General features: G+C 64.7%; 16 protein-coding genes, 2 tRNA genes and 2 pseudogenes. 18 read left to right on the forward strand and 2 right to left on the reverse strand.

Annotated features, from left to right (window positions below):
• The first annotated feature begins 125 nt into the window (after window positions 1-125).
• The 4 genes and pseudogenes from ACQ86E_RS30675 (at window position 126) to ACQ86E_RS30690 (ending at window position 2,276) form a co-directional block, all read left to right on the forward strand.
• On the forward strand, window positions 126-842 hold the full coding sequence (locus ACQ86E_RS30675) for an ABC transporter permease (RefSeq protein WP_431203142.1): 717 nt from the start codon (window positions 126-128) through the stop codon (window positions 840-842).
• 163 nt (window positions 843-1,005) lie between these two features.
• Window positions 1,006-1,608: pseudogene (locus tag ACQ86E_RS30680) on the forward strand (ABC transporter ATP-binding protein); the annotation flags it as partial.
• 256 nt (window positions 1,609-1,864) lie between these two features.
• Window positions 1,865-1,938, forward strand: a tRNA-Cys gene (locus ACQ86E_RS30685).
• Between the two features lie 191 nt (window positions 1,939-2,129).
• A complete protein-coding gene (locus ACQ86E_RS30690; RefSeq protein WP_015686210.1) occupies window positions 2,130-2,276 on the forward strand; it encodes a hypothetical protein in 147 nt (48 codons plus the stop codon).
• 78 nt (window positions 2,277-2,354) lie between these two features.
• Here ACQ86E_RS30690 and ACQ86E_RS30695 read toward each other — a convergent pair whose 3' ends face one another.
• Window positions 2,355-2,564: a hypothetical protein gene (locus tag ACQ86E_RS30695; protein ID WP_431203143.1), complete on the reverse strand. Its 210-nt coding sequence runs from the start codon at window positions 2,562-2,564 to the stop codon at window positions 2,355-2,357.
• 270 nt (window positions 2,565-2,834) lie between these two features.
• Here ACQ86E_RS30695 and ACQ86E_RS30700 point away from each other — a divergent pair, with 270 nt between their 5' ends.
• The 13 genes and pseudogenes from ACQ86E_RS30700 (at window position 2,835) to ACQ86E_RS30760 (ending at window position 18,736) form a co-directional block, all read left to right on the forward strand.
• Window positions 2,835-3,095, forward strand: a complete 261-nt coding sequence (locus ACQ86E_RS30700) for a hypothetical protein (RefSeq protein WP_015686208.1) — start codon at window positions 2,835-2,837, stop codon at window positions 3,093-3,095.
• A 453-nt stretch (window positions 3,096-3,548) separates the two neighbouring features.
• Entirely contained in the window at window positions 3,549-4,430 is an 882-nt protein-coding gene (locus ACQ86E_RS30705) for an ABC transporter substrate-binding protein (protein WP_431206608.1), read from the forward strand.
• A gap of 94 nt (window positions 4,431-4,524) precedes the next feature.
• The gene (locus tag ACQ86E_RS30710; protein WP_431203144.1) at window positions 4,525-6,147 is read left to right on the forward strand and encodes an ABC transporter permease subunit; all 1,623 of its coding nucleotides are present in this window, start codon (window positions 4,525-4,527) and stop codon (window positions 6,145-6,147) included.
• 49 nt (window positions 6,148-6,196) lie between these two features.
• Window positions 6,197-7,438: an acetamidase/formamidase family protein gene (locus tag ACQ86E_RS30715; RefSeq protein WP_431203145.1), complete on the forward strand. Its 1,242-nt coding sequence runs from the start codon at window positions 6,197-6,199 to the stop codon at window positions 7,436-7,438.
• A gap of 134 nt (window positions 7,439-7,572) precedes the next feature.
• Window positions 7,573-9,906, forward strand: a complete 2,334-nt coding sequence (locus tag ACQ86E_RS30720; RefSeq protein WP_431206609.1) for an acetamidase/formamidase family protein — start codon at window positions 7,573-7,575, stop codon at window positions 9,904-9,906.
• 16 nt (window positions 9,907-9,922) lie between these two features.
• On the forward strand, window positions 9,923-10,306 hold the full coding sequence (locus ACQ86E_RS30725; protein ID WP_431203146.1) for a RidA family protein: 384 nt from the start codon (window positions 9,923-9,925) through the stop codon (window positions 10,304-10,306).
• A 961-nt stretch (window positions 10,307-11,267) separates the two neighbouring features.
• Window positions 11,268-11,636, forward strand: a complete 369-nt coding sequence (locus ACQ86E_RS30730; RefSeq protein WP_431203147.1) for a hypothetical protein — start codon at window positions 11,268-11,270, stop codon at window positions 11,634-11,636.
• A 134-nt stretch (window positions 11,637-11,770) separates the two neighbouring features.
• Window positions 11,771-11,845 (forward strand) — tRNA-Asn (locus ACQ86E_RS30735).
• Between the two features lie 214 nt (window positions 11,846-12,059).
• On the forward strand, window positions 12,060-12,239 hold the full coding sequence (locus tag ACQ86E_RS30740) for a hypothetical protein (protein ID WP_431203148.1): 180 nt from the start codon (window positions 12,060-12,062) through the stop codon (window positions 12,237-12,239).
• 136 nt (window positions 12,240-12,375) lie between these two features.
• Entirely contained in the window at window positions 12,376-13,038 is a 663-nt protein-coding gene (locus ACQ86E_RS30745; RefSeq protein WP_431206610.1) for a protein-L-isoaspartate O-methyltransferase family protein, read from the forward strand.
• A gap of 205 nt (window positions 13,039-13,243) precedes the next feature.
• Entirely contained in the window at window positions 13,244-14,635 is a 1,392-nt protein-coding gene (locus ACQ86E_RS30750) for a TolC family outer membrane protein (protein WP_431206611.1), read from the forward strand.
• A 304-nt stretch (window positions 14,636-14,939) separates the two neighbouring features.
• Window positions 14,940-15,733, forward strand: a pseudogene (locus tag ACQ86E_RS30755) (PopZ family protein).
• Window positions 15,734-15,859: 126 nt separating this feature from the next.
• A complete protein-coding gene (locus ACQ86E_RS30760) occupies window positions 15,860-18,736 on the forward strand; it encodes a valine--tRNA ligase (RefSeq protein WP_431203149.1) in 2,877 nt (958 codons plus the stop codon).
• Window positions 18,737-18,738: 2 nt separating this feature from the next.
• On the opposite strand, the gene ACQ86E_RS30765 is transcribed toward ACQ86E_RS30760, so the two are convergent.
• Window positions 18,739-19,392, reverse strand: a complete 654-nt coding sequence (locus ACQ86E_RS30765) for a DNA-3-methyladenine glycosylase (RefSeq protein WP_431203150.1) — start codon at window positions 19,390-19,392, stop codon at window positions 18,739-18,741.
• Window positions 19,393-19,470: 78 nt separating this feature from the next.
• On the opposite strand from ACQ86E_RS30765, the gene lipA reads away from it, so the two are divergent.
• Window positions 19,471-20,427 (forward strand): lipoyl synthase, encoded by a 957-nt coding sequence (gene lipA / locus ACQ86E_RS30770; protein ID WP_431203151.1) that lies wholly within the window; start codon window positions 19,471-19,473, stop codon window positions 20,425-20,427.
• Window positions 20,428-20,429 lie beyond the last annotated feature (2 nt).

Here is a 20,429-nt window from a genome sequence, read left to right on the forward strand (position 1 = left end):
TCGCGATCTGCTATCCTGCAGCGGTATAAGAATGCCGGAATCGGAATGGGAAGTCGAATTCAGCTCGCAGCGAAGGAAATCCTCGCACAGGTGACGCGGCCCGATCGGTGGGGACGCTCGCGCTGATGGACATTTCGCTGCGCTACCGGCGCACCGTGATCGGTCCGCTCTGGATCACGCTGACTCTGGCTGCGACGATCGTCAGTGTCGGCACCGTCTATGCGACCCTGTTCAAGCAGGACATCGCCGGCTTCCTGCCGCTGTTCGCGGTCGGTCTGATCGTCTGGACCCTGATCGCAACCACGCTCCAGGAGGGCTCCGGCATATTCGTGACCTCGGGCCACCTGATCAAGGCGGTGCCGGCGCCTCTGATCGTGCACGTCCTCCAGATGATCGCGCGCAACGTCCTGATCTTCGCCCATCATCTGGTGATCGTGGTCCTGCTCTACGTCGTGCTGCCGTGGCCGATGCACTGGAACATGCTGCTGGCGCTGCCCGGCTTTGCGATCCTGCTCATTGCTCTCTTCGGCGCCTCGGTCGCGCTCGGCATGCTCTGCGCGCGCTTTCGCGACATCGGTTCGGCCATCGTCAGCGGCCTGCAATTCGTCTTCTTCCTGACACCTATCATCTGGACCGAGGACACCGTGCGCGGCACTGCGTTTCACTGGCTGATCCGCGCCAATCCGTTCGCGACCCTGCTCGATCTCGTGCGCAGGCCGCTGCTGTCGCAGCCGACGGATGCGGAGCAATGGGTGTTCGGGCTGGCCTATGCGGTCGTCGTGGCCGTCATCGGCATCGGCTGCTACGCGCGATATCGCCATCGCGTGGCGTATTGGCTGTGAGTCACCCATGAGCCTTCCTGCCCAGATCGTGCTGCGCAACGTCTCTGTGACGTTTCCGATGCTGTCGTTCCGCGACCGCTCGCTGCGCAGCCGGTTCGTCAACGCGGTGGCGCTGCGGCGAAAGGCAGCGGTCCCGCACATCGTCTCCGCCCTGAACGACGTCAGCCTCGACATCCGCGCGGGGGACCGTCTCGCCATCATCGGCGGCAATGGCGCCGGCAAGACCACCTTGCTGCGGGTTCTCGCCGGAATCTATCATCCGACCGCGGGCAGCGTGGACGTGAGTGGCCGCTGCCTCTCGCTGTTCGATCTGTCGGCGGGCATCGACGAGGAAGCGACCGGCTACGAGAACATCATGCGGCGCGGGCTCGTGATCGGCGCGCGGCGCGCCGAGATCGATGCGCGGCGCGCGGCGATCGCGGAGTTCACCGAGCTCGGCGACCGGCTCGACCTGCCGCTGCGCACCTATTCCAGCGGCATGATGCTGCGCCTGATCTTCGCCGTTGCGACCGCCGTCGAGGGCGAGATCGTGCTGCTCGACGAATGGATCGGCGTCGGCGACCAGCAATTCCGGAAGAAGGCGCGGGAGCGGCTCGACCAGATCGTCGCGCGTGCCGGCATCCTGGTGCTGGCCTCGCACGACGTCGATCTGATCAGGAGCACCTGCAACCGGGCCATCCTGCTGGAAGGGGGGCGGATTACCGCGGCCGGCGCGGCCGAGGACGTCCTCCAGCGCTATCTTGCCGGCAGCGGGCCCACGGGCTGATCGGGCGTATCATTTCTGCCAAAAAAGCCGACTGCAGAACCGTCGCGCAGTGAACGGCGCGCATCCGGCGCGTCGTATCGCCTGGTGGGGCCAGATGGCTGACGCGGTTGGAACGCACTTCTTTCCGGAGATTGCGGCCCTCAGTCCGTCGTGCTGGACTTCGGCGGGCGTTGACCTGGCGCGGTCCCCCGGCGCTGAAATCGGACGAAGGCGGTTGCCTAAAGCCTTCATCCCCTATAATGCTCCGCCCTTACGGGGCCACGTGGCGGAGTGGTTACGCAACGGTCTGCAAAACCGTGTACACCAGTTCAATTCTGGTCGTGGCCTCCATCACAATTCTCTGATATTCCAGCACAAATTGGCGCAGCCCTGAGTTTCGCGGCGCGCGCGGGCGTGGCTTGCCGCATGACCGCCACCGGGTTTGCCCGGGGCTTGCTGGAAACCTCCGATTCAGGCTCGCTGGCATAGAGTTCGCATCTGCGAAGTGATGCAGTCCCCATCACCCGAGCGCTGGAGAGCACGTGGGCGACATCGTCCGATTTGTCCCGAAATCCGAGCTGGAGCGGGCTCGCCTCATTCGCGAAGCCCGCGCGATCTACGACAGCATCTTCCCGCCGGCCGAGCCTGACCGGGCGCCGCAGGACGGCGAGGAGCGCGTCAAGACCTGATCGCGCCGGCGCCTGCGAAGGCATGGCATAGGTAGTACCGCCCGCGCGGCGGGCGCGTTCGGTCACGGTGAAGCGGGCTCAGCAGGCCGCGTACCAGCCGTCCGGAAACGGCAGCAGGGGCCAAGCGCCCTCGTTGTCATTGGCGGCCTTGGGCGTCGCGACGAAGCTCCACGAGCGGGGCACGAATTCCTCCTCCGGCGCGAACGTCAGATCGTCATGGGCCAAATCTTCGTAGACCATGGCGTCCTGAACGGCATCCAGCAGCAAATTGAATTCGGCTTCGCTCATCACACCCTCCGAAACGCGGATGGCGCAATGTCGCAAAGCCGGTTTGTTTCCCGATTGAGCCGATCGTTTGCATTTTAACGATCCGGCGATCGGGTCCCGCTTGATTAGCGATCTCTAAAGATTTCAAGGAAATCCCGGATGGAACCCTAGTCAGGCGGGGCCGGCGGCCCGTGTGAATGAGATCACATTCCCGGCGGTTTATTTCTCCTACCCCTTCGCACACACCGGCGAATGGAGGCCGGGACGGGCAGGGCGGACGGGAGAGCAGTCATGAAGGCAAGGTTCTTGCGGTTTGCGGGTGTGAAAAGCCGGGCGCGCCGCGCCTCGACGGTCGGGCTGTTCCTGACGCTGTTTGCCTCCGCCGCTCATGCCCAGGGCACGGCCGAGCAGCGCCGGGCCTGCACGCCCGATGTCTACCGGCTCTGCGCCGGCGAAATCCCCAACGTCCGCGCCATCACTGCCTGCCTGCGCCGTAACCGCTCAAGCTTGAGCGAGGCTTGCCGCAGCGTGTTCGACCAGGCCGGCGGCTGACATGGCGGGTCTGTGGGTTTGTGCGCAGCAAGTGGCTCGCGCGGCCTGGCGAATCCGGCATAATCCGCCTGTGGATATGCTGCGGACAGGCTGTGGAAGACGAGCATCTGCTTCGAATGCCGCGCGCTGGTCTGTCCTTGGGTCGTCATATCTTCGATGAATGTACTCACCAATTGGTTCGCGCATCGTGCGGATCATTGCGGCGCGTTGAACTATTAGGTCTCTCCGAATTCGGAAACGCTTGCCGCGGCGTCCTCATGCCCGAACAGTTTTTGGGCAGCCGCCTGCCCAAATGACGGGCTCCCTCTATCCAATTTTTTGTACGCCCGCGGACAAGCTTTCCGGTCCGCTCTCCACCTAGGCTCGCCTCCGAGATCTGGAACATGGCCATTGCCATGACAATCGAAGGAGCTGGAGATGGAGAGACGGGTATTTCCGCAGGCGCCGCGGGGGATGTCGCGCGCATTGCCGTGGCGCAAGGTCGCACTCGGTGCCACCATCGTTGTCGGCCTCACAGCCGCAGCACCGCTGACCGCGCACGCTGCCGCGCCTGCGGCCTGCGCCGCGCTCCAGGAGAAATATCCGGACTGGAAGGGCAAGACGCTCGTCAACGCCATCAACCCGCACACGCCGGGCTACGAGACGATCGACCCGAAGGACCCCAGCAAATATATCGGCTTCGACATCGATCTCGGTGAAGCCATCGGCGAATGCCTCGGCTTCAAGCTGACCTACAAGCCGGTGACGTTCGCTGCCCTCCTGACCACGCTGGCCGCGGGCCAGGCCGACATCGTGATCTCCGACATCTACGCCACCAAGGAGCGCGCCAAGGCCGCCGACTTCATCACCTATTCGAAGGTGTTCGACGGCGTGCTGGTCGCCAAGGGCAATCCGAAGGGCATCACCGGCATCAACATGTCGATGTGTGGAACGGCGGCCGCCGAGAACACCGGCTATGTCGAGGTGCCCCTGATCCAGGCGCTGATCCCCGAGTGCAAGAAAGCCGGCAAGTCCGAACCGACCATCCAGCTCTACGACAACAACGCCAACTGCATCCAGGCGATCCTCGCCGGCCGCGCCGACACCTACATCAACGACGTCAACACCGTCGACAGCGCGGTGAAGGCCTATCCGGACAAGCTGGAGAAGGCGATCGCGGTGACGATCCCGTATTCGGTCGGCATCGCCGTGCCCAAGGACAAGCCGAAATTCCGCGACGCCGTGCTCGCCGCGCTGATCGAGGTGCAGAAGGCCGGCACGCACATGGCCCTCCTGAAAAAGCACGGGCTCGACGTGAACAACTTCAAGGAGCCTGACATCCTGATGGCTGACTGAGTGCGGTTGACCTCTCCCCGTCGGGGAGAGGTGCCCATCTCCAGGTCGCCCGTCTTCGGCGAAACCTGATCCCGCTCGGATTGACGGCTGACTGATGTCGCTATTTCTCCACTATCTCAGCATGCCCTACCTGCTCGAGGGCATCGAGCTCACCCTTGAGGTGACGGCCCTCGGGCTCGGCGGCGGATTGATCCTCGGATTGATCCTCGCCGGCATGCAGCTCTCGCGCTTCTGGGTCCTGGCTGCGATCGCCAGGGCCTATACCGTGATCTTTCGCGGCACGCCGCTGATCCTGCAGATGGTGTTCGCCTACGACGCGCTGCCGCATATCGGCATCAAGCTGCCGGCGGTGCTGGCTGCCGGCCTCGCGCTCGCCTGCAACGAGGCGCCGTTCATCGCCGAGATGCTGCGCGCCGGCGTGCTCGGCGTCGATCGCGGGCAGGTCACGGCCGGCCAGGCGCTCGGCATGACGCCGCGAATCCTGATGTGGCGCGTGATCGCGCCGCAGGCGATCCGCACCATGATCCCGGCCTTCGGCAACGAAGCCGTAAGTGCGTTGAAGAATTCCTCGCTGGCCTCCGTCGTCGCGGTCCAGGAGCTGACGCTGCGTTCGACCCAGCTGGCGTCCTCGACCTTCGACTTCTTCTCGATCTTCTTCGCCTCGGGCCTGCTCTATCTCGTGCTGACCTTCGCGATCAGCGTCATCCAGCTTTTCGTCGAATGGCTGCTCGATCTCGACCGCGCCAAAGGCCGCCAGCGCAAACTGGCAGATTACCTGCCATGGCGCCGCGTCGACCTCGCGACCAAGCTCGAACTCGCCGAGGCGACCGTCGCCGATCCCGAGCCCGCGCAAGCAGAACCGACCGCAGCGCCGCCGCTGGCGCTGACCCGTGATGAGCGTACCCGGCGTGCGGCGACGATCGCGCGCAACAACATCGCGGTCGAAACCAGGGACCTCACCAAGAGCTACGGCGCGCAAAAGGTGCTCGGCGGCCTCGATCTCACCGTGCGCGTCGGCGAGGTCGTGGCGCTGCTCGGACCCAGCGGCTCCGGCAAGAGCACGCTGCTCCGCTGCATCAACCATCTCGAGAGCTGGGACGGAGGCACCGTGCGCGTCGGTGGTCGCCGGCTCGGTTTCGACGACGACGGCAAGCTGCTGTCGCCGCGCGCAATCGCCAACGAGCGGGCCACCGTCGGCGTCGGCATGGTGTTCCAGCAGTTCAATCTGTTCGCCCATCTCTCGGCGAAGGAGAACATCGCCGGGCCCTTGCGCTGGGTTCACGGCATGACCCGCGTCGACGCTGACCGCCGCGCTGCCGAATTGCTGGAGCGCGTTGGCCTGACGCATCGTGCCGACGCGCTGCCGCGGCATCTCTCCGGCGGTCAGCAGCAGCGCGTCGCCATTGCCCGCGCGCTCGCGCCGAACCCGAGCGTGCTGCTGCTGGACGAGCCGACCTCGGCGCTCGATCCCGAGCTCGTCAACGAGGTGCTGGAGGTGATCCGCCGCCTCGCCATCGACGACGGCCTCACCATGATCATCTCGACCCACCAGATCCGCTTTGCCGACGAGGTCGCCGACCGCGTCGCGTTCCTGAGCGGCGGCAAGATCATCGAGGAAGGGCCGGCGCACGAGGTGCTCACCAATCCCCGCAATCCGCTGACGGCACGTTTCCTCAGCGTCATGGAGGCCGACAAGGCTCCGGAGGCGGTGCGATGAGCGCAACCCCCACAAGGTTCACGACTGCGTTTCCCGAAGAGGCCACCTCATGAAGCATTTCACGCTGCCGGTTTCGCCGAAGACCGTCCACTGGGGCTATTTCTCCAAGACCGTTGCTCCGGCCCTGACGCTGCGCTCGGGCGACCGCGCCACCATCGAGACGCTGACCCATCACGCCAACGACGATTACGAGCGCATGATCGCAGGCGATCCCGGCGCCGAGAGCGTGTTTCATTGGACCCGCGAGCACAAGGCCGTCGCGCGGCGCGGCTCGGGCCCGACGGAAGGTCCGTTCATTCGCGGCGCAGGCGAGGGGATCGGCGTGCATCTGCTCACCGGTCCCGTGGCGATCGAAGGCGCCGAGCCCGGCGACATTCTCGAAGTGCGAATTCTCGACGTCCGGCCGCGGCCGAGCTGCAGCGCTTGCCATGCCGGCCGTTGCTTCGGCTCCAACGTCGCCGCCAACTGGGGCTTTCACTATCACGATCTGATCGAGGAGCCGAAGCCGCGCGAGGTCGTCACCATCTTCGAGCTCGACACCTCGGGCGAGCCCTATGCGAAAGCCGTCTACAACTATGTCTGGACGCCGCAGACCGACCCTGACGGCATCGTGCACTCAATGATCGACTATCCCGGCGTGCGCGTGGACCACGCGACGATCAAGAAGCGAGAGAACATCCTGACGAGCGTGAAGGTGCCGGCCCGGCTGCATTTCGGCACCATGGGGCTTGCGCCGTCGGAAGCCGATTTCGTCAGCTCGATTCCGCCGAGCTATACTGGTGGCAACATAGACGACTGGCGCATCGGCAAGGGCGCGCGAATGTTCTATCCGGTCGCCGTCCCCGGCGCCTATTTCTCGGTCGGCGATCCCCATGCCGCGCAGGGCGACAGCGAGCTCGGCGGCACCGCGATCGAGACTTCGCTGACCGGCGATTTCGAATTCATCCTGCACAAGAAGGCCGACCTTGCCGGTACCAATCTCGAAGGCCTCGATCATCCGATGCTCGAGACCGATCACGCCTGGTCGTTCTACGGCTTCACCTATCCGAATTATCTCGCCGCGCTCGGCGCAGATGCGCAAACCGAGATTGCAAACCACTCAAGTCTCGATCGTGCGATGCGCGATGCGTTCCGCAAGCTCAGGCGCTTCCTGATGACCGTGCACGGCCTGAGTGAAGACGAGGCGATTTCCCTGCTGTCGGTCGGCGCCGATTTCGGCGTCACCCAGGTGGTCGACGCCAATTGGGGCGTCCACGGCACAATCCGCAAGAACATCTTCCGGTGCGACTAGTGCGTTGATGCAAAGTCCGTTTTAGGAATGAGACGGTGAAGGGCGAACCCCATTTGCGGCCCGTCGCTGCGACCGATGACCGCGTGCGGCTGGCACAGAGGTTGCTTCGATCGACTGCAACCTGGGTCGATCCGATGAGCTTCCGTCCCTTCACGAGCGAGTCCTACGCGCAAGACGACCGCCCCGAGGCTTGGCGGGACGTCCTCGCGGCGGTCGGCCTGCAACCGGCTACCGGTCATCCCTTTCTCGACGGGCACGCGACGGCGTCGCACCGCCATGCCGCGGGCGTCGCATTGACGCGCATGGCGGCGGGCGCGCAGACCATAGGTCCGCTCCCGCAAGCGATCGAAGACCTTCCGATCGCCCTGATGCCGGTCGAGGACGGCATGGTGCTCAGGAGCGCCGGCGGCCATCGCATCGTTCCCGTCGGCCATCTCGTGCTGCTGCCGCGGAGCGGCGACTGGAGCATCGTGTTCCAGCGCGACATGCGCGCGATCGTGCTGTCGGTGACGTCGGACGCGCTGCGCGGCCGACTCTCGGGCAAGCCGCGTCTCGGCGAGCCCCGCGTGGTCCCACCGAGCGGCTTCGCCGACGTGTTCGCGCGTCTGCTGGACGCGACCGCTCGCTCGCTCGACAGCTTGAGCGATGCCGAATGGAATTCGGTCGCGCACTCTCTCGTCGATCTGCTTTTGACTCTCGCGCATCAACTGGCCGCCTCGACGTCCGACGCAGGGTCGAGCGCGACCCAGGCCGCGCTGCTGCACCGGATCTGCCAGACCATCGAGCGCAGGCTCGACGATCCCGAACTGGTGCCGGCACGAGTCGCGCAAGCGGAAGGAATTTCCGAGCGTTACCTGCAGAAGCTGTTCGAGACGGTCGGCGACAATTTCACCCATTACGTCCGGGAGCGCCGGCTTCAGCGCGCCTGGGCGGACCTGTCGAACCCGAGTGAAGCGCATCGCTCGATCTCGGAGATCGCGTACGCCTATGGCTTTGGCGATTCCGCGCATTTCAGCCGCGCCTTCCGCCATCGCTTCGGCCTGCCGCCGCGTGAGTTTCGCCAGCAGGAGGCGGAGCGGGCGACGGTGCAACACGGCGTGGCCGGTCAGCGCGGCTGGCCGCAGGACGCACTGGCGCAGCTTCGCGCGCATCAGGCGGGCGCGGATGCGCGCGGCGATGTCTTGCGCGTCGGCTTCGATGAGCCGAGGACGGCGGAACGGAAGCACCATCATCTTCCGATCGAGGCGAGCCGTGTCCACTGGGGCTATTTCAGCCGCTCGCTGCAGCCGCAGCTCGAGATCGCATCGGGCGATACCATCACCATCGAAACGCTGACCCAGCACGCCTCCGACGACCCCGAACTGATGATTGCGGGCGACGCCGCCGCCGAAAGCGTGTTCGGCTGGACCAGCGCGAGCAAGAATGTGGATCGCCGCGGCGCCGGACCGATGGACGCCAGCGTGTTCGGCCGCGGGGCCGGCGAAGGTTTTGGCGTGCATATCTGCACGGGGCCGGTGGCGGTGAAGGATGCCCAGCCCGGTGACGTGCTGGAGGTGCGCATCCTCGACATCGTGCCGCGTGCGAGCCGTCACCCGAAACATTCAGGCCGCGTGTTCGGCTCCTCCGTCGCCGCCTGGTGGGGTTATCACTACGGCGAGTTTCTCGCAGGACCAAAGCCGCGCGAGGTCGTGACGATCTACGAGATCTTCGACGATACCGCCGCGCCACACGCGCGTGCGCTCTATTCCTACCGCTGGGAGCCGCAGACCGACCCGTCCGGCGTCGTGCACGCCACTTACGACTATCCCGGCATTCCCGTCCTGCCCGGCACAGTGAAGCGTCGCCACGACGTGCTCGACGGCATCCGCATTCCCTTGCGTCCGCATTTCGGGGTGATTGCGGTGGCGCCGCGCGAGGTCGATTTCATCGATTCCGTGCCGCCATCCTATTTCGGTGGCAATCTCGACAATTGGCGGCTGGGGAAGGGGGCGACTGTCTATCTTCCGGTTTCGGTCCCGGGTGCGCTGTTATCGGTCGGCGATCCCCACGCCACCCAGGGTGACGGCGAGTTGAGCGGCACCGCGATCGAATGCTCGATGACCGGCACGTTCGAGGTGATCCTGCACAAGAAGGCCGATCTCGCCGGCCGGCCCTTCGCCGATCTCTCCTATCCCCTGATCGAGACCGAAACCGACTGGGTCCTGACCGGCTTCAGCCACCCCAACTACCTCGCCGAGTTCGGCGCGCAGGGCCAGAGCGAGGTCTACGCAAAATCCTCGCTCGACCTCGCCATGAAGGATGCGTTCCGCAAGATGCGTCGCTTCCTGATGAACGTGAAGGGTCTCAGCGAGGACGAGGCGATCGCACTGATGTCGGCCGCGGTCGATTTCGGCGTCACGCAGGTGGTCGACGGCAATTGGGGCGTGCACGCCATCATCAGCAAGCGCCTGTTTCAGGACGCCTCCTAAACCCAGGGATACCGAAGTGAAATTCCACATGATCAGCGGCGGACCGAAGCCGGTCGCGCCCTTCAGCCACGCCGTCGAGACCGACGGGTTCGTCTTCGTCACCGGACAGATGCCTGACACGCCGCAAACGCCGGGCGTGCTGCCCGATGGCATCGTCGCGCAGACCCGCGCGGTAATGGAGAACCTGAAAGTGGTGCTCGCCGGTCTTGATCTCGGCCTCGAGCACGTCGTGATGACGCGGATCTATCTGACGCGCTTCAAGGAAGACTACACGGTGATGAACGAGACCTACCGGACGTACTTTCCGCAGGATCGCTTGCCAGCCCGTACCTGCGTCGGCGTCACCGGACTTGCCTACGACGCGCTGATCGAGATCGACCTGGTGTGCCGGCGGCCGTGAATTCAGCTTTCGTAGCCCGGATGGAGCGCAGCGAAATCCGGGGAGCCCGTCGCGACTTTTAGAGCCCCGGATTACGCTGCGCTCCATCCGGGCTACAAGCCCTTGTGTTGCCCGACGGGCAAAACACACAAGTCAGGGGTCAATCAGCCAGCGCGAAAAGATTCTACTTTACCGAAATTCGGTTATAGCGTATTCAAGCCCGACCTCACCCCGGTCAGAGGGGCGTATCGCGATCGTCACGAAACGTGGGGTGGGCTGCGGTGGACGCAGGTGGCATCGGCGCGACAGGCATCGCAGGGCGGGCAACCGTGAGCAAAGGCCATTGCGCATACGACCGGTGCGATCTGCGTACGGCAAAATCGTGTGGTCCTGGCGCCCGCAGGCTGGCGTCAAGCGTTGCGGTGATGCGGCGGCCCGACCGGGCACGTGCATCAGCCATCCGCAAGGCGACGGGGGCAATAGTGCATCGCTCCCCGAGGAGAGTACGACATAAGCCGTCAAACCACTGCGCAGGGAAGGCCGGATGTCTGGCTACACCTGTATGCCGCTGTGCAGCCTCTTGTAGCGCAACCTTCGCACAGTGGACCGTGGGTGCCCGGCCGGCACCCGGTCTTCCCTGCGCCCTCTGATATCGAGGGTGTCGAGACGAAGCAGAGCTCGGGCGAGACAAGTCGCGAGGGCGCGAAGGCATGTCCGCGCGCTGCGCTGGCTGCAGATCGCGGAGACGACAAATGCTGCCGATCCATGAATGCCCATTCATTGCTGCGGAGAATTCGAATCGCTATGAACCGGCGCGTTGCACGTCTCGCGTCGTGCAACGAGCCGGAGCGCTGATCGTGGGCGTGTTGAACCTCTCGATCGCGCTCCGGACGGACCTTCGAGGCAACGCCATGTGTTGCCGCGGCGCCTGCGCCGATCGACGCCAGGCACCGAAGCCTTTTTCGATCGGGAGAATTTCAACATGAAGTCTTTTTATTCTGCACTGTTCGCGATCGGTCTCGCGGTCGCCGCTACCCCGTCGTTCGCGGCTGACTCCCGCAATGTCACCGTCGTCAACGAAACCGGCTATGCCATCAAGTTCCTGGGCTTCAACGCGCCGGACGACGGCCTGGACGAATGGGATAACGAGCTCGACAAGGTTTTGCAGAACCAGTCCAGCACCTATGTCGAGTTCGACGAGGACGACGAGGGCTGTGTCTGGAACATCCGCGTCGATTGGCAGAACTATGACGAGTCCGTGCTCTGGAAGAACGTCAACCTCTGCAAGTTCACCGCGCTTCGGCTGCGCTACGATTCCGGCACCAAGACCACCTCGTTCGTCGCCGAATAGACCGGCTTGACGCAGGCCCGGGGAGGGGCCGTCGGCTTCTTCCTCGACGCCTTGCGGAAGATGACGAATTCGTCCTTTGCAAGCGCAAGCGGCTTTGTTATACGCAGCCGCGCGCGAACGACTGGTTCGCCTTTTCCTCGGTAGCTCAGCGGTAGAGCATCCGACTGTTAATCGGATGGTCGCTGGTTCGAATCCAGCCCGGGGAGCCAAATTCCGCAATAAACTGAATGACTTGCCATTGCATCCTGATGTGACGCGCGATGCCGTTCGGGCGATCTTTCAAGGCTTTGCAGCTGAATCTTCTGCAGAATCGCGTTCAAGCAGATGTGTGCGGCAGCGCCACCGCAGTCATCGGGGCGGCGCCAAATCGACTTAATTCGAATCGAGCTTTGCGGGGGCCGGACCCTTACGGAGCTGATTGCCATGACAGACATCCAGATCGACCGCGCCCACCTGGCTCCCTCGATTCTACCGGCCGACCTTCCCGAGCTCAGCGACGATGAATGCGTCGCCTGTCTTGCGCGTGCGGTCGAGACGCCCGATTCGGCGCGCCTGGACGAGGTTGCGGCTCTGATCGGCCGCCTCGCGGTGACGATCGAGTAGTCCATCGCCCCTGATGTGGTGAGCTGCGGAGGCATTGGCTGGCGAGGGCAACGGCCATGTTGCGTTTTGGCCGGGCATGTTCCAAAGATGCCGCCAACTTATCGCAGCGGCATCGTCCGCATTTCAGGGTCCGCAAATGTCCGGTTTCTCGACCGCGCGCCTCAAAATGGTCGATGGCCAGGTGCGCACCAGTGACGTCACTGATCGTAATGTTCTCGATGCCATGCTCACGGTTCCGCGCGAAGTGTTCGTGCCGGAGTCCAGACAGGCATTGGCCTATCTCGACCTCGATCTCGATGTGAGCGAAGGTGCCGCCAAGCGCTTCCTGATCAAGCCGCAGCTGACCGGCAAGCTGCTTCAGGCCGCCGAAATCGGCGAGACGGACAACGTGCTGGTGGTCGGTTGTGCCACGGGCTATCTCGCCGCACTGACGGCCAAGCTCGCCCGCCAGGTCACTGCGACCGAATCCGATTCGGCCCTGGCCGCCAAAGCCGGGGATGCCTGTGCCTCCCTCGGGCTTGCCAACGTCACCTGCAAGGCCGCTTCCTGTGCCGAGGGCGATCCCTCCGCTGGTCCCTATGACGTGATCATTCTCAATGGCGCCGTCGAGGTGACGCCGGAAGGGCTGCTCGGGCAACTCAAGGACGGCGGTCGTCTGGTGGGGGTGTCTGCCGAATCCAGGCCGCCACGGGCCATGATCGTGACCCGTACCCACGGCGAATTCGGCCATCGGGCGCTGTTCGATGCCGCGGCTCCGGTCCTTCCCGGGCTCGAACGGGCCGCCGCCTTCGTCTTCTGACGGCCGTTGCCTGTTAAAATCCCGTTCTGAATCAGAAGTGTGGCCGGGATGCTGCACGTGAAGAGTTTCCACTGGGAACTCCGTTGAGGTAGTTCCGTCGCGCCCATCCGCGTCCTATGTTGCGGCGGGGCAACGACTCCACTCGGTTGACGATAACCCAGCTCGCGGGCACGAGCCGGGCGTTAGAATGAACGGAATTTCAGGGATGCATGGGGTGAAGTTCTTCACCGGAGCTGCTGTTTCGGTCCTGTTGCTGACGCTTGCAGGGCCGACGCCTGCCTTGGCGGACACGATCGAGGCTGCGCTGGTGCGCGCCTATCAGAACAATCCGCAGCTCAACGCGCAGCGCGCCCAGGTGCGCTCGACTGACGAAAACGTGCCTCAGGCTTTGTCGGGCTACCGCCCCAAGGTGAATATGAGCCTCGGCACCGGGTATCAATATCAGGATATTCAACAGACGCAGAAGGGCCTGCCGATCCATAGCGACCCGCCCCTTCAGCCCAACAGCGCCAGCCTGACCATCAACCAGACGCTCTACAACGGCAATCAGACCGCCAACAGGACGCGCGCGGCGGAGAGCCAGGTCTCAGGATCCCGCGAAGCCTTGCGTGTGCTCGAGCAGACCGTCCTGCTGCAGGCGGCTACGAGCTACATGGATTATCTGCGCGACTCCGCGACCCTGGAAGTCCAGCGCAGCAACGTGCGCGTGCTCGAACAGACGCTCAAGCAGACACGCGATCGCTTCAACGTCGGTGAAGTCACGCGCACGGACGTGGCGCAATCCGAAGCGCAGCTGGCGGCCGGCAGGACCCAGGCCCTGACCGCCGAATCGAATCTGACGACGACGCGCGCGAACTTCCGCCGCATCATCGGCAACGAGCCGACGAACCTCGCGCCGGGCTCACCGGTCGATCGCTTCTTGCCCGGGACGATCGCCTCCGCGGTCAATCTCAGCCTGGTGGAGAACCCCAACGTCACGGCTTCGATGTACGGCATCGACGTCAACTATCTCCAGGTCAAGATCAACGAAGGCGCGCTGCTGCCGACGGTCACGGTCCAGGCTGGCATCACCCAGGCGTATCAGCAGAGCCTGACGGTGTTCCGAACCACGACCGCTTCCGCCATCGCGACAGCCTCCGTACCGATCTATCAGGGCGGAGCGGAATACGCGCTCATTCGCCAATCGAAAGAGAATCTGGCGCAGCAACGCCTCAATCTCGAAACCACCCGCGATCAGACCCGCGCCAATGTCGTGCAGGCCTGGGGCCAGCTGGAAGCCGGCAAGGCGCAGGTGAAGTCCGCACAGGCGCAGGTCACGGCATCCGAGATCGCGCTGAACGGCGTGCGCGAGGAAGCCAAGGCCGGTCAGCGCACCACGCTCGACGTGCTCAACGCGCAGCAGGCGCTGGTGAACGCGCGCGTTGCGCTCGTCACAGCCCAGCACGACCGTGTTGTGGCGTCCTATTCGGTGCTCAACGCCGTCGGTCGTCTGGCGCCGCAGGTGCTCGGTCTCAACACCACGGTCTACGATCCCAGCGTCCACTACCAGCAGGTCCGCGACAGCTGGGCCGGTGTGCGGACGCCCGACGGACGCTAAAGTCCCGTAGTCATCCGGTCGGCCTCGCAAACAGGCGAAGCCGACCGGTGCTCTGCTTGCAATCATCAAAATCCCTGACATAGCCTTGCCAAGAAGATGCGGGTCGATTCGCCCTGCATCTGATGTCGCGTGCGTAAAGCTTGAGTGCCGAGGGCAGGGCGCACCGCTGCACGTTGGGCCGTGAACTGGGGACAAGTGGGGTTGCCGCGACGAAAATGTCGGGGCGTCCCTCCGGAACGGGCCAATCCTGTCGTGCTTGGTGTAAAATAACGCATGCGAGGGCGTTGATCATGTGGAGTCGGAGATGACGCAGCCTGCAAAGGTCACAGAACCCTCGATGGAGGAGATTCTGGCCTCGATCCGGCGCATCATTGCCGACGATGAGGCCAAGCCGCCGCCGGCGGAGGCCGCCAAGCCCGCACCAGCTCCTGCCGCGCCGGCACCGAAGCCGCAGGCGATGAACGACATTCCCCCTCCAAGGTTGCTGCCGCCAAGCCTGCTGCTGAAAAGCCTGCCGCTGAAAAACCCGCGCCACCGCCGGCCGCAAAGCCGGCTCCTGCGCCGCCCCCGCCACCCGCACCCGCCGCCGATGCGTCCAACAATCAGGACGATATCGACGCGCTGCTCGCGGGGCTCGATACGGCCACGCCGGCGCCCGAGGTCCGCGCGCCGGAGCCGGAGCCAGAGCCTGAGCCGGAGCCCGACGTGCTCGAGTTGACCGACGAAATGGCGATTGACCCGACGCCGGCTCCGCCGCCACCGAGCTTCCGCAGGGTCGAGCCGCGCGACGACCTGGAATTCGCCGAATCGCCGCCGCCGCGTCCGACGCTGCCACCCTCCTATGCGCCGGTGGACTTCGATGCACCGCCGTTGCCGCCGCAGCAGCCGATGCTCGCGCAATCGACCGTCTCCGCGGTCGAATCCGCCTTCAATTCCCTGGCCCACACGGTGCTCAGCAGCAATGCGCGGACGCTAGAGGATCTGGTCAAGGAGATGCTGCGTCCGATGCTCAAGTCCTGGCTCGACGACAATTTGCCGGGCCTCGTTGAACGCATCGTGAAGGCCGAAATCGAGCGAGTCTCGCGCGGCGGCAGGTAGGGGCGGCCGCAGAGCCCTCATAAAGCCCTGCTTGCAGGTCATGGTCGGATTCCCGACAGGCCGGGAAGCCTCGTTGCCGCTGAGCTTTCCGTTGACTTGGCCCCCGCACGCGGCTTTCTAGCGCCCATGATCGAGAAAAATTACCAGCCCGCCGATATCGAAGCCCGCATGTCGCTCGTGTGGGAGGACAGCCTTGCCTTCAAGGCCGGCCGCCCCGACCGCCGCGACGCGGTGCCCTTTACCATCGTGATCCCGCCGCCGAACGTGACGGGCTCGCTGCACATGGGGCACGCCCTCAACAACACGCTGCAGGACATCCTGTGCCGGTTCGAGCGCATGCGCGGCCGCGACGTGCTGTGGCAGCCCGGGACCGACCATGCCGGCATCGCCACCCAGATGGTGGTCGAGCGGCAGCTGATGGAGCGTCAGCAGCCTAGCCGCCGCGAGATGGGCCGCGAGAAGTTTCTGGAGCGGGTCTGGCAGTGGAAGGCCGAGAGCGGCGACACCATCATCAACCAGCTCAAGCGGCTCGGCGCCTCCTGCGACTGGTCGCGCGAACGCTTCACCATGGACGAGGGCCTCTCCAAGGCCGTCGTCAAGGTGTTCGTTGAGCTGCATCGCGACGGACTGATCTACAAGGACAAGCGGCTGGTGAACTGGGACACCAAGCTGCTCACTGCGATCTCCGATCTCGAAGTGCAGCAGACCGAAGTGAAGGGCCACCTCTGGTATCTTCGCTATCCGATCGAGGGCGAGACCTTCAACCCCGAGGATCCCACGAGCTTCATCGTCGTCGCCACGACGCGCCCCGAGACCATGCTCGGCGATACCGGTGTCGCCGTGCATCCCGAGGACGAGCGCTATCAGAAGCTGGTCGGCAAGAACATCATCCTGCCGCTGGTCGGCCGCAAGGTCCAGATCGTCGCCGACGACTATTCCGATCCGGAAAAGGGCTCGGGCGCGGTCAAGGTGACGCCGGCGCACGACTTCAACGACTTCGAAGTCGGCAATCGCCACAGCTTGCGCCGCATCAGCGTGCTCGACAAGGAAGGCTGTCTCGATCTCCTCGACAACGAGGACTATCTGCGCGACCTGCCGGAAGGCGCCTCGCAATTCGCCGAGGAGTTTCACAAGGTCGACCGCTTCGTTGCGCGCAAGCGCATCGTCGAGCGTCTGGAGTCGTTCGGCTTCGTCGAGCGGATCGAACCGCACACCCACATGGTGCCGCACGGCGACCGCTCGGGCAGCGTGATCGAGCCCTACCTGACCGACCAGTGGTATGTCGACGCCAAGACGCTGGCCAAGCCGGCGATCGCGGCGGTGCGTTCGGGCGAGACCTCGTTCGTGCCGAAGAACTGGGAAAAGACCTATTTCGAGTGGATGGAGAACATCCAGCCCTGGTGCATCTCGCGCCAGCTCTGGTGGGGCCACCAGATCCCGGCCTGGTACGGTCCGGACGGCAAGGTGTTCGTCGCCGAGACCGAGGAGGAGGCGATCGGCCACGCGCTCGGCTATTACGTCGAGCAGGAGGTCATTACGGCCGAGCAGGGCCGCGAGATGGCGCTCGACCGCAACAAGCGCGAAGGCTTCATCACGCGTGATGAAGACGTGCTCGACACCTGGTTCTCCTCGGCGCTGTGGCCGTTCTCGACGCTCGGCTGGCCCGCAGACGCGCCCGAGGTGCAGCGCTACTATCCGACCAACGTGCTGGTCACCGGCTGGGACATCATCTTCTTCTGGGTCGCCCGCATGATGATGATGGGCCTGCACTTCATGAAGGAGGCGCCGTTCTCGACGGTCTACATCCACCGCCTCGTCCGCGACGAGAAGGGTGCCAAGATGTCGAAGTCGAAAGGCAACGTCATCGATCCGCTCAGCCTGATCGACGAATATGGCGCTGACGCTCTCCGCTTCGCGCTGGCCCGCGAGGCCGCCCACACGCATGACATCAAGCTGTCGTCGCAGCTCGTCGAGATCAATCGCAATTTCGCGACCAAGCTCTGGAACTCCTGCCGCTTCGCCGAGATGAACGAGTGCGTCGTGCCGGAAGGCTTCGAGCCGGCGAACGCCAAGGAGCCGCTGAATCGATGGATCGCGCACAAGGCCGCGGAGGCCACGCGCGAGGTCACGGAGGCGCTTGAAGCGCACAGCTTCAACGAAGCTGCGAGCGCGATGTATCGGTTCGTCCTGAACATCTATTGCGACTGGTATGTCGAGCTCGCCAAGCCGGCGCTCCTCGGCGCGGACGGTCCGCTCAGGGCTGAAACCCGCGCCATGGTGGCGTGGGCGCGGGACGAAATCCTGAAGCTGCTGCACCCCTTCATGCCCTTCATCACCGAAGAGCTGTGGGAGGTGACGGCCAAGCGCGACGGCCTGCTGGCGCTGGCGGAGTGGCCGCTGAAGCAGACCGGGCCGACCCCGGAGCAGCTCGCGATGCTTGCCGCGGCAGCCGGTCCGACCGATCCGCTGATCTCGCCGGTCTTGATCATGCCGATCTTCGACCATGCCGATTTCAGCGATCCCAAGGCGGAGGCCGAGATCGGCTGGGTGATCGACCTCGTCACGCAGATCCGCTCGGTGCGCGCCGAGATGAACATCCCTCCGGCGACTCTGACGGCGCTGGTGCTGGCGGGCGCCTCGGCTGAGACCAGGGAACGCGCGCCGCGCTGGACCGACGTCATCAAGCGCATGGCGCGGTTGTCGGAGATTTCCTTCGCCGACCGCGCGCCCGACGGCGCCGTTCAACTGCTCGTCCGCGGCGAGGTGGCAGCGTTGCCGCTGAAGGGCGTGATCGACGTTGCGGCCGAACGGACGCGCCTCGACAAGGAAATCGGCAAGGCCGACGCCGACATCAAGCGCGCCGAGTCCAAGCTGGCGAACGAGAAATTCGTCGCCAACGCGGCCGAAGAGGTCGTCGAGGAGGAGCGCGAAAAGCGCGAGGCGGCGCTGGCCCGCAAGGCCAAGCTGCTGGAGGCGCTGGAGCGGCTGAAGCAGGCGTCGTAGGGTTACTTCGGAAACGGCTTGCTGAGGAATTTCGAGCCTCTGACGCCATAGCGCCAGGGCAGCTCGACGGCCTTGGTGATGCCGATCCGGATTCCGGTCGCCACTTCGACGTCCTCCGTCCGTGCATGCAGCGCGATCGGTGGACGGTCCAGCGGCAGGGCATTGTGGGCGATGGTGACACCGAGCGCTTCCGTCAGCTTTCCCGGGCCCGAGCACAGCGCGTGCACATCGACCGCATGGCGGCGGCGGCGCATTGCGGCCAGGCCGTGGGTCGGCTCCAGCGCGCGGATGAGCACGGCGGCGGCCGAGCCCTGCTCCTCGCAGACGAAATTGACGCACCAGTGGATGCCGTAGGAGCGGTAGACATAGGCAAAGCCGGGTGGGCCGAACATCACCTGGTTCCGCGGCGTCGGACCGTTGTAGGAGTGCGCCGCAGGCTCGGTATGATGATAGGCCTCGACCTCGACGATGATCCCGCCGACACCATCGACCAGCATGGTTGCGCCGACCAGGTCGTGCGCGACCTCCTGTACGCTGCGGCCAAAAAGCCGCGCTTCAGGATCTTGCCGAGCCGGGGTGTGGAAGACTTCGAGACTGGAGCCATTCGAGGTGAGAATCGCCAGAGAACAGAGCAGGATATTGCCCATATCTGCCATGTTCCCTGAGGCAGGGCGAGCCGGGTTGCAGCAGGCAAGCAGACCGATTAGGTAGGACCTGAACAGACCGGACAGCCCATGGTCGTCATTGTCGACACTATCTCGAACCCGCTCCGCCCGCGCCACCCCGAAAAGGTGAACCGGCCCGATTCCGCTTCGCCGCCGAAGCCGGACTGGATCCGCGTGCGTGCGCCCAACACCCGCGGCTATGCCGACACCCGCAACATCGTGCGCGCCAATGGCCTGCACACGGTGTGCGAGGAGGCGGGCTGCCCGAACATCGGCGAGTGCTGGGACAAGAAGCACGCGACCTTCATGATCATGGGTGACACCTGCACCCGGGCCTGCGCCTTCTGCAACGTCAAGACCGGCATGCCCAATGCGCTGGATGCCGCCGAGCCGCAGAACGTCGCCGAGGCCGTCGCCAAACTGGGCCTCGCCCACGTCGTCATCACGTCGGTCGATCGCGACGATCTCGCCGATGGCGGCGCCGAGCATTTTGCACAGACCATCCGCGCGATTCGCGCCGCGTGCCCCTCGACCACGATCGAGATCCTGACGCCCGACTTCCTGCGCAAGCAGGGAGCGCTCGAGGTTGTCGTCGCGGCGAGGCCCGACGTGTTCAACCACAATCTCGAAACCGTGCCGTCGCACTATCTCACGGTGCGGCCCGGCGCGCGCTACTTCCACTCGATCCGGCTGTTGCAGCGGGTCAAGGAGCTCGATCCCACCATCTTCACCAAGTCCGGCATCATGGTCGGGCTCGGCGAGGAGCGCCACGAGGTGCAGCAGGTGATGGACGATCTGCGCTCGGCCGACGTCGATTTCCTGACCATCGGGCAATATCTGCAGCCGACCCGCAAGCACCACGCGGTGATGCGCTACGTGCCGCCGGACGAGTTTTCGTCCTACGAGAAGATCGCCTACACCAAGGGCTTCCTGATGGTTTCGGCGAGCCCGCTCACCCGCTCGTCCCATCATGCCGGCGAGGACTTTGCGAGACTCAAGGCCGCTCGGGCCGCCTCCGCGCGCTGAAC

It is taken from the genome of Bradyrhizobium betae (assembly GCF_050632175.1).
GTDB lineage: Bacteria > Pseudomonadota > Alphaproteobacteria > Rhizobiales > Xanthobacteraceae > Bradyrhizobium > Bradyrhizobium betae_B.